At 72.9% G+C, this 2,575-nt stretch carries 3 protein-coding genes; 1 reads left to right on the top strand and 2 read right to left on the bottom strand.

Annotated elements, in window-relative coordinates; all coding sequences use genetic code 11:
- Positions 1 to 758, bottom strand: a 758-nt coding sequence (locus DQW85_RS24535; RefSeq protein WP_162795337.1) for an RDD family protein, incomplete at its 3' end; no start/stop codon positions are given.
- Between the two features lie 51 nt (positions 759 to 809).
- Here DQW85_RS24535 and DQW85_RS24530 point away from each other — a divergent pair.
- Entirely contained in the window at positions 810 to 1,802 is a 993-nt protein-coding gene (locus DQW85_RS24530; RefSeq protein ID WP_113702375.1) for a stage II sporulation protein M, read from the top strand.
- 190 nt (positions 1,803 to 1,992) lie between these two features.
- Here the strand turns inward: DQW85_RS24530 and DQW85_RS24525 are convergent.
- Positions 1,993 to 2,575, bottom strand: a 583-nt coding sequence (locus tag DQW85_RS24525) for a DUF58 domain-containing protein (RefSeq protein ID WP_476703613.1), incomplete at its 5' end; no start/stop codon positions are given.

Below are 2,575 nucleotides of genomic sequence, written 5' to 3'. Positions count from 1 at the left end.
GGGAAGCCGGCCGCGCGCTGCGCCAGCCGCGCCTGGTCGCGCCTGCGGCGCTCGGCCAGGACCGCGCTCAGGTAGGCGTGCGGCGGCACACCGGGCGGCGCGGGAGGCGAGACGGACGTCGCGACCTGCGTCGCGATCCGCACCCCCATCTCGTGCTGGACGCGAGGCGACAGGTCGTGCCAGCGGGCGAGGTACTGCCGGGCGGCCATGGCCACGTCCTCCGGAAGCCCGGAGAGCTCCAGCGTCGCCGCCCAGGCGGCCAGCGGCGGCGGCATCCAGAGGGCCTGCCCCAGGTCCCGCGGCCCGCGCTCGGAGATCACGATCGTGCCCGCGAAGACGTCGCCGAGCCGCTTGCCGCGTTCCGAGACGAGCGACGAGATCAACGCCGGAGCCCCTGAGAACATCCAGAACTCCACCACCCCCGCCAGCCCGCGGAACAGCGCCTGCCTGAACCGCTCGGGGCCGCCGTCGTCGCTGACCACCCTGAGCCCCAGCGCCAGCTTGCCGAGGCTGCGCCCCCGGCTGGCCGACTCGAAGATCACCGGGTAGCCGACGAGGACCAGCACGCTCAGCGCGATCGACACCGCGGCGAACATCGCCGGATCGGAGATCACCGAGAACGCCTGCAGCGCCACCCCGGTGCCGATCAGGACGGTGAGCTGCACCGCCAGGTCGATGGCGAGCGCCAGGGCGCGGGAGGGCATCTGCGCGACGCGCACCTCGACGACGACGGCGTCTCCGGTCACAACCTCTGACATACGTGGAGCCTAACGGCAATGGCCGCTTGATCGACCGGCCAGAATGGTCGGGTGGACATCGATGCCTTCGTCACGACGCACCGCCCCGTATGGGACCGGCTGGAGCACCTGGTCAAGCGCCGCTCGTCCCTGACCGGAGCGGAGGTGGACGAGCTGGTGGACCTCTACCAGAGAGTGTCCACGCATCTGTCGATCGTCCGCTCGGCCTCGACCGACGCGATGCTCGTCGGCCGCCTGTCCGCGCTGGTCGCCAGGGCCAGGTCGGCGGTGACGGGGGCGCGCACCCCGGCCTGGCGGGAGTTCGGCAGGTTCTTCACGGTGTCGTTCCCCGTGGTGGCCTACCGGGCGAGGTGGTGGTGGCTGGCCACCGGGCTGGCGTTCCTCGCGGTGTCCTGGCTGCTGGGGGCCTGGGTGGCCGGCGATCCCGACGTGCAGGCGGCCATCGCCTCCCCGGACGAGATCACCCAGATGGTGGAGCACGACTTCGCCGACTACTACTCCGAGAACCCCGCCGCCTCCTTCGCCGGCCGCGTGTGGATCAACAACGCCTGGGTGTCGGCACAGGTCATCATCTACGCGATCTTCATGGGGCTGCCCATCCCGCTCGTGCTCTGGGCCAACGCCGAGAACGTCGCCGTGGCGGCCGGCCTCATGGCCTCCAGGGGCAAGCTGGACATCTTCTTCGGACTGATCACCCCGCACGGGCTGCTGGAGCTCACCGCGGTCTTCCTCGCCGCGGCCGTCGGCATGCGGCTGGGGTGGACGATCGTCGATCCCGGTCCGCGCAAGCGCGTCGACGTGCTGGCCGAGCAGGGCAGGGCGGTGGTGAGCGTGGCGCTCGGGCTCGTCGTGGTGCTGTTCGTGTCGGGGCTGATCGAGGCGTTCGTCACCCCGTCGGGCCTGCCCACCTGGGCGCGGATCGCCATCGGGGTGCTCGCCGAGGTGGTGTTCCTCGCGTACGTGGTGGCGTTCGGGCGGAGGGCCGCGCGGCAGAACGAGACCGGTGACCTCGAACGCGCCCCCGACGTGGCCCCGACCGCCTGACCTGTCCCGCTCCGCGGCGATGGATGGCACGCGGCGATAGATGGCATCCGCACGGCGTCCTGGCAGGTCTCAACGGGCAGGAGAGGTTGTTCGTGGACGCCTGGAGATCCCGCCGGACCGCCAAGGAGCGCCCAGGCGCCGGACTGCCATGGGACGCTCCGGGTCACCTGCCACCCGACCGGCCTCCGGGCTAGAGGCGTCCGGCGGCCTTCAGCGCCAGGTAGGCGTCGGCCAGCGCCGGCGCGATGTCGTCCGGGGCCGCGTCGACCACCTCCACGCCGTGGCGGCGCAGCCTCGCCGTCAGCCGCCTGCGGGCCAGCCGCGTGTGCTCGGCCGCCGCCGCGTCGTACACGTCCTCGGCCGACTCCCGCCGCGCCGCCATGGCGGCCACGCGGGGGTCGGACACCGCGGCCACCAGCACCAGGTGGCGCGAGGAGAGCTGGGGCAGCACCGGCATGAGCCCCTCCTCCATCGCGGCCGGGTTGAGATCGGTGAGCAGCACCACCAGGCAGCGCCGCCTGGCCCGCGACAGGATGGAGGCGACCATGCCCTGCGAGTCGGCCTCGATGAGCTCGGCCTCGATCGGGGCCATCACGTTCACCAGCGACGACAGCAGCTCGGTGCGCGAGGCCCCGGCCAGCCAGGCCCGTACGGCCCGGTCGTAGGCGAGGAAGTCGACCCGGTCGCCGGCCCGGGCGGCGAGCGCGGCCAGCAGCAGCGCGGCGTCCATCGACCAGTCGAGCCGCGGCCAGCCGGGCACCGGTCGCGGGTCC

The sequence above is a fragment of the Nonomuraea lactucae genome (assembly GCF_003313395.1).
In the GTDB taxonomy this organism is placed as follows: Bacteria; Actinomycetota; Actinomycetes; order Streptosporangiales; family Streptosporangiaceae; genus Nonomuraea; species Nonomuraea lactucae.
The sequence above is the reverse complement of the archived record's forward strand: the minus strand, read 5'-3'. Positions and strand labels throughout refer to the sequence as shown.